This window comes from Thermogutta sp., assembly GCF_014359955.1.
GTDB lineage: Bacteria > Planctomycetota > Planctomycetia > Pirellulales > Thermoguttaceae > Thermogutta.
Map to the genome: position 1 here is coordinate 1 of NZ_JACIYL010000182.1, position 6,785 is coordinate 6,785.

The following is a 6,785-nucleotide window of genomic DNA, read 5'->3' on the forward strand; positions in this document are numbered from 1 at the left end:
GATTCGGTTGTCTTTTGGGACTGGGCGGCAAACAATTCCAGTCAAAAAAAGCAGGGGTAATCTGCTGATTACCCCTGCCGGGCTGCGGTGTTTCTCAACCGCGTTCTACGGCTTGCCCGCTAAAGTTGCGTCAACGGTGCGTTCACGGCCGATCGCGTTCCGGGCGATCGCGTTCAGGCCGGGGAGGTTCTCCCCGCGGACGATCGACAGGAGGCGGGCCTTCGCGTTCGCCCTCAGGACGCGGTGGACGCATTTCTGGACCACGTGGCGGCCCCGCCGGAGGCATGCCCGTGATCGCCCGCATCAACAACTCCGCCATGTCGCCGAATCCCTCTCGTCGCAACAGTTCGGCCGCATGACGGGCCCGTTCCATTCTCTCTGGTGGAACGGGGGCAGGAGGCATGGGCGGCCGTGATGGCAGTCTGCCTTCGCGGAGATCTCGCATCGCCCTTTCCACTCGCTCAACCTCCGCCCGCAGTTCACGGAGGAGTTCTTCCCGGCCTTCTCGCTCCGCCTGGGCAATTCGTTCCCGCAGCTCATGCATTCGGCGTTCCAGTCGCTCCATCATGGCTTGGCGGGCTTCCGGGGGAGTTTCCAACCCGGCTTCCGGAGGCCGTCCTGCGCGGATATTCTCTCGAATCCGCTCAAGCCGCCCGATTTGATGCTCCAGGGCGCGAACGCGCTCTTCCTGACCTGCCTCCCTTGCTCGAGCGAGCTGCTCTCGGAGTTCGTCAAGTTGCCTTTCAATCCTTTCGAGTGGGGGTGGACCGAACGGACGCTCACCTCGCGGTCCCGCCTCAGGCGGTCGGGGACGTTCATGCGGCCGTTCCCCCTCTTCGCGATCTCTTTCCCGCTCTTCGCGATCTCTTTCGCGATCCTCCCTCACTCCTTGTTCCCGTTCGCCTTCATCACGTTCTTCACGTTCGAAGCGGGGTCTGTCGTGGTCCTCCCGCTCGCCTCTTTCCACCGCCGCCGGCTCATCCGGTCTTCGGCCTTCATCGGCCAAAGTGGGCGGACTCCACGGCGCGACAAAGGCCACTGCCGCAGCAGCCAACAATGAATGTCGCCAACACCATCGAACCCAACTCATACGAGCACCTCCATACAGGAGAGAACCTTGGGGAGCCGTCGCTCCCACGGACGCGAAAAACACAGCCGCGGCAGTGAACCAAACGGCCCACCGCTGCGACCGTCCTGACACTCCAGCTTTGTTCGACCTTCCCGCGTTCTGCTCGTCTTGCAAACAGAGCAAGCGCTTGACCCGCGCTGCAAGATGAGACCTTGTCCGCACACCCGTTGTGGCAAGCAGCGTCATCCGACCTTCCAGGACTTTTCGCCCGTAAAACACAAGGCCCGCCGCTAGGTCCCGTGGACCGCCAGGAAGGCAAAGCGAGTACTCGTCGGCCACCTCTTCGCTGGCCTTTCCCCACTGGACCCGGGCAAACCATGCGCCGGGATGCCACCAGAGAACCGTCACGACCAGGTCCGCAACCCAGTGCCAAAACGGGTCCCTGTTGAGGATGTGTCTTAATTCATGGAGCAATACCGCTTTATCGGCACTCCTATTCAGATGAGGATCAAACCCGGGAGGAACCCCTATTGTTGGTCGGAGCACACCAAAAGCGACAGGCGTCACAAAGCGGGCGGAGGCCACAACCCGAATGGGTCGGGCATATCCGGCTTCACGTGCCATGTTGCCCACCCAAACCGCCAGCGGAGTCCCAGCGAGGTCCTGGGCCTTACGACTGACCCACACGGTAACCGCGCGTTTCAGGACCGTTTCTGTTCCGAACAGCAAAAGCCCACCTGTCCAGACGAGCAGCAACCATCTTTCCCAAGGACTACCGAAAAATTCAGGGATCACAGGCCCATCTCCCGCCGGAATGGGATCTTCTTCCAACTCCGACGGCACCTCAAACACAAGAGCAGTATCCATCGCCGGAGCCGGAGTATCGCTCAAGTCAGCCCCGAGCACTTGTTCCCCCGCAAGTGTTTCCACGGGAACGTCTGCACTGATCGAACTTCCCTCCCGGTCAAGCAAGCATATTAATTGCCACACAGCCAGGGGCGCGGCGGAGAGCACCGAGAAGGCGAAGACCAGGTTGCCTACCAGACATGAAATCCACACCAGACGGCGAAACTCCGCTCGTCCAGACACACCTGCCGCCAGAGCCGCCAGGGCTACGAGCAACGTCACACCCAGTGCGAGGAATAGCAGTGATTGCCAGGGTGTTTCCATCATAAGGTTCCACAACAGTGTCGCGCGGGCGACAGCATGCCGCAGGCCATGCCTACCATGTTAAACCCCACGGGTCTGAGGCACGCTCGGACACAACCCAAACAATTCCGCCCAACCCTCCAAACAACACAATTCCGATTAGTCGGCCTGGTTTTCAGAGGAGGTGCCGTCGCATCCCCCCTCCATTTCCCGTTTTCGCTGTGCAATGAGGCGCTCCAGCTCTTCAAGCTCTTCCCGTGTTAAATCGCGCGTTTCCAGGAGATGACACACCGCTGCGGAGAGGCTGCCCTGGAACAGCCGGTCGAGAAAATCGGCCGTGGCCGACCGCACCACCTGTGACTGACTGATCCGGGGGAAATAAATGAAACGTCGCTGCTCCAAACGATGCCCCACCAATCCCCGCTGCTCCATTTTGCGAAGCATCGTGGCCACGGTAGTGTAGGCCAGCCGGCGTCCCTCCAGAGCCTCATGAACTTCCTGGACGCTCGCCGCCTGCTTGTCCCACAGGACGCGGAGAATCCGGAGCTGAAGATCACCCAATCGAAATTTCTTCTGTGCCATGCCTCAGCATTCCTTTTTATCTACGACACCGGTAATACTACCGTGGTAGTTGAACCTTGTCAAGCCCCCAGATAAAGCGGCGTGTCTCATCCTTCGCTGAAATCGTCTGATGAGCGACCTACCGGGACGCTGTACCGGCGGAGAGTGTGTTGCGATAGAGATCAAGCAGCTCACGAAGGTTTACCCGCACATAAGGCTCGTCACATGCGGGAGTTGTGCGACCAGCATCCGCCACCCACATGTCCAGGGTCTGCGGTGTCATGATGGCGTTGTGCAAATTGGACCGCATGGCCACAGGCCGCTTGATGATTTCGATCATGGTGGGGACGTCGATCCGGCCGAAATTCTCGTGTAAACGCTCACTGAGGACCCGCGCCCGCTCGTCAGCGGAGATGAACACCGTGTCCCTGGGGACGGGTGGCAGAAGGGGATGTTGCTGACCGGGTTTAAGCACGAGAACTTCTTCCGGTACCGCCCGAACTGCCGCAAGATCACCGGACCTGTCGCTGAGAACGTAATAGTACTCGCACGTTCGCGGCGTTTCTTGGAGGATCTTCAGGGCCTCCTGAACCGTCCCGGCGCGCTCCATGATCTCCCGTAGAAGAAGGGTCATGGGCATTCCATCCCAGTGGCCTTCTCCACCGCCCCCCATTTCTCCGACGGCCAGCCCGGCCTCATTCATGGCCGTCACCGTGCCCACCAAGCCCGCGTATCCCAAACTTATCCAGGCATGGCGTCCTTCAGGAACAAAGACCTGCACGACGGCACATCCCTGGAGATTGATGTCCCGCATGTAATCGAGCACCCGAGCATGGATGACCCGACCGTCACGTGTGGCCTCACCCCGAACGGCCACCCCACTGCAATGAAATCGTTCCGGAAAGAGATTGGCAAAACGGGCATCGCGCTGAGAAAGTCCGGCGGCTTCGGCAAGAGCGTCCATTTCCTCAAAGTACCGCGACGGGATAAACGGAGATGTGCGCCGGTGAATTTCTTCCATGCGATCGAAAAACCAGGTGCCGCTTTCCACCGAGTCATAAGCTCCCACACCGTAAAGAACCCGTTCGACCAGGTATTGAATCGGCCCCGCGAGAAGCCGTCCCTGGGCGCGGCCCATTTCCGCAGGTTTGCCACTGACGACGAGCACGAGCTTTCCTTCGCAGCGTGCCAGCAAACCGTGGCGTTCCGGATCGACGCGAAGGAGTTCATAACGGCTAAAATCACCGCGGGATGGCGTTTCCCCCGCGTTCGGTTTTTCGGAGGCAACGGAGGGGCTGGGCTCATTTCCTGCCACTGCCCAACTGGGGTGCCAGCCGATCGCAAACACCACGGCAAGGAAAACGACGGCCGCTACGATACCTTGCACCAGGCCGAATCGCCCGGAGTTCGCCCCGTCACATTCTGAAGAAGAGTTTATCGGGGCCAAAAGTTCAGAAGCGGAGCCTGAACTGTTGAAACCTCGCCAGTGCAGCATCAGCCGATCGATCATGGGATATCTCCTACCACCATTTCGCGGCGTCTCATGACTGTCCAGAGCGGTTCGCCGCTCAAGCCCGTGGTCATCCGCAAAAACATGCCAGATAAGGTGGCTCGCCAATTCTGAAAGAGTTCTCAATTTATTAACACCAAAGTCAGGGAAATTGTTCCGCAGCGAAATTCACAAGAGCTCCAAACATCCGATACAAATCGTTTCGAGGCACTTTCTGCACATTTTCGCTGGCGGGTGGGGCAAATACCCCGGCGCTGGCAGGAGCATGAAGCTGCCAGCTCTTGATCTTAACAGTAACATGCTGATCAGGCGTTTCAATGGCAATTTCCTCGGGCATGATCCCAGCCCGGGCAAACGTCATGGTCATCTTAGGAGACTGCTCGCCAGCAGGCCAAACCGTAAGGGTTTCGCCATCTTGCGTTTTCTCTTCCTGGATCTGCAGGAGCGGTTCGAGAGCGGCGGGCGTGCTTGCCAGTCCGCCCAGGGCCAGCATGACAAACCGCAGTCGCTCCAGAATCACCCCCCGCACGTAAGTGAGTGGCGACTTTGTTTCGAGGGGATCGTCGGGATCACCCGCAAAAACTTTTCCGGTTCGTGCCACCAGCCAGGGATAATCGCCCTGCCCCGCCATAACACGCCCGAGGTTGCCCAGTTGACCTTCCAGGCGAAATTGATGACCCCGCCCTCGAATCAACAGCAATTCGAATGATTGTCCTTCCAGTTGAGAAGCGAGATGGACAATGTGGCAGGTTCCCGGGCGTGGCTCTTCCATACAGAATTGGGTGATTTCGCGAAGGCACCCGGCGATTCGGTTCAGCGGTGTGAGGCTCTCCGCCACGGGCTGTGCCTTTTGAATTTCCGCGGGCAAATCCAGAGCGAAGAATTGGGCCGTTTGCTGAAGGATTTTCGGCAAGGCGGCAATTGCCGTGTAGTGGCCGAGTCCCTCCAGCCAAACCACTCGATCTTTAATACCCAAAGCCGTCGCCAGTTGCTCGGTACACTCACGGGGAATGACTTCATCTTCAGCCGCATTGATCATGAGGACCCGCCCCGCCAGGGCTCGTTCGCGAAGGAGATGGGCACCGGCGATGGGATCTGCTTCCCGGAAGCCCTCGACCACTTTGGCGCGATCCTCCTCGGACAGCCCGCCGAGAAATTCACGCAGAGGTTCGGCTTCCCGCGCCGTGGCGACGATCTTGAGAATGTCGCCCCCGCCAAGGATCAGTGCCGTTCGCCAGATCCGCGGTTCCCGTTCGGCAGCCGATGCGGCGACGATGGCTCCCAGACTGATACCGGCCACCCCGATCCTGTGAGGATTCACTTCAGGTCGGGACGCAAGAAAATCCGTGGCCCGGCGAACCTCCAAATAGGTCTGTTCCAGAACGCGGAGAAATCTCTGGGGCTCGCGCAGGATATCCCGCGGCCCCAACGGCCCGCCCCGTTCTCCATAATACGGAAGAGGAAACACAACCGCGGCCATTCCGCGCGACGCCAGCACGGAGCCCAGCATTCGGACCAATTCAAGACTGCCGTCGAGGATGTGCAGACAAATCACGGCAGGACGTTGAGGCCCGGCGACGGATACATCGGTGGGCAGATAGTATTCCACCGGGACGATATTGTTTTGTGGCAATTCCGACTCAACCGGGGATGGATAGCGAACAAAGACGACCTGGTAGTTCTCTTTCCGTGTGACGCCCGTCACCTGATAGGAAAACGCCCGTCCATCGAAGGTGGCCGTGACGGTCACCGTAACCCCGGGCCTGAGCCCGAGATCCTGCTCGTCCCCCAGCAGGATCGCCCCGCTCCAGCACGCAGCGATCAAGGCGATGAGAATGTGGGCGAACTTCGTGAGCAGTTTGCCGCCTGCCAGCATGTGATCTCCTTCGAATGAGAAGGTTCCCCGAACACTGACCTGATAACAAGCCTCTTAACGGACTGTTACACCTGCCCCGGTCAAAAAGTAACAGCCCAGCACCAGTATTTCCGGAAGGACCACCGCTGGCAAGGCCAGATGCCGCGAGAGCGGGAACAATCAGAGAAAACTTTCCAGTACTTCCGCGGGGGCCGGACCGTAAGTATACGGTTCAATGCTGCATGAGGCCCGTCCCTGGCTCAATCCACGCATCGCATTGGAATAGCCAAACAGCGACGCCAGCGGCGCGTGGGCTTCGATGACCGTGTTTTTTCCCCGCACGGTGGTGCGAACGATTTCGGCCCGCCGCTGCTGGAGATCGCTGATCACATCGCCGACGTATTCCTCAGGTACCGTCACTTCCAGCCGCATTATCGGTTCGAGAAGGACTATGCCGGCTTCGCGAAGGGCTTTGTCGAAGGCGTCCGCGGCGGCCAGGCGAAACGCGAGTTCGTTCGATTCCGTCTCGTGCACCTTTGCTCCGGTAAGAGCCACCCGAACGTGCATAAGCGGGAAACCAAGCAGGCCACCGCCTTCTCCCTGCTGCTCGAGCACCTCCAGAGCCGCCTTCAGGAATGGGG

The 6,785-nt window shown here is 59.4% G+C and carries 4 protein-coding genes and 1 pseudogene; all 5 read right to left on the reverse strand.

Features of this window, described 5'->3' with window-relative positions:
- Window positions 1-142: 142 nt before the first annotated feature.
- Window positions 143-2,242, reverse strand: coding sequence for a M56 family metallopeptidase (locus H5U08_RS07615; protein ID WP_297031819.1), 2,100 nt, complete (start codon window positions 2,240-2,242; stop codon window positions 143-145).
- Window positions 2,243-2,377: 135 nt separating this feature from the next.
- The gene (locus tag H5U08_RS07620) at window positions 2,378-2,800 is read right to left on the reverse strand and encodes a BlaI/MecI/CopY family transcriptional regulator (protein WP_297031821.1); all 423 of its coding nucleotides are present in this window, start codon (window positions 2,798-2,800) and stop codon (window positions 2,378-2,380) included.
- A gap of 118 nt (window positions 2,801-2,918) precedes the next feature.
- The gene (locus tag H5U08_RS07625) at window positions 2,919-4,289 is read right to left on the reverse strand and encodes a C45 family peptidase (RefSeq protein WP_297031823.1); all 1,371 of its coding nucleotides are present in this window, start codon (window positions 4,287-4,289) and stop codon (window positions 2,919-2,921) included.
- A 142-nt stretch (window positions 4,290-4,431) separates the two neighbouring features.
- Window positions 4,432-6,165, reverse strand: a complete 1,734-nt coding sequence (locus H5U08_RS07630; RefSeq protein WP_297031825.1) for a prolyl oligopeptidase family serine peptidase — start codon at window positions 6,163-6,165, stop codon at window positions 4,432-4,434.
- A gap of 159 nt (window positions 6,166-6,324) precedes the next feature.
- Window positions 6,325-6,785, reverse strand: a pseudogene (gene fusA / locus H5U08_RS07635) (elongation factor G); the annotation flags it as partial.

Bases quoted from the DNA above. Each gene is read 5' to 3' on its own strand.
- H5U08_RS07625 (WP_297031823.1), bottom strand. From the start codon at position 4,289: ATGATCGATCGGCTGATGCTGCACTGGCGAGGTTTCAACAGTTCAGGC.
- H5U08_RS07630 (WP_297031825.1), bottom strand. From the start codon at position 6,165: ATGCTGGCAGGCGGCAAACTGCTCACGAAGTTCGCCCACATTCTCATC.
- H5U08_RS07615 (WP_297031819.1), bottom strand. From the start codon at position 2,242: ATGATGGAAACACCCTGGCAATCACTGCTATTCCTCGCACTGGGTGTG.
- H5U08_RS07620 (WP_297031821.1), bottom strand. From the start codon at position 2,800: ATGGCACAGAAGAAATTTCGATTGGGTGATCTTCAGCTCCGGATTCTC.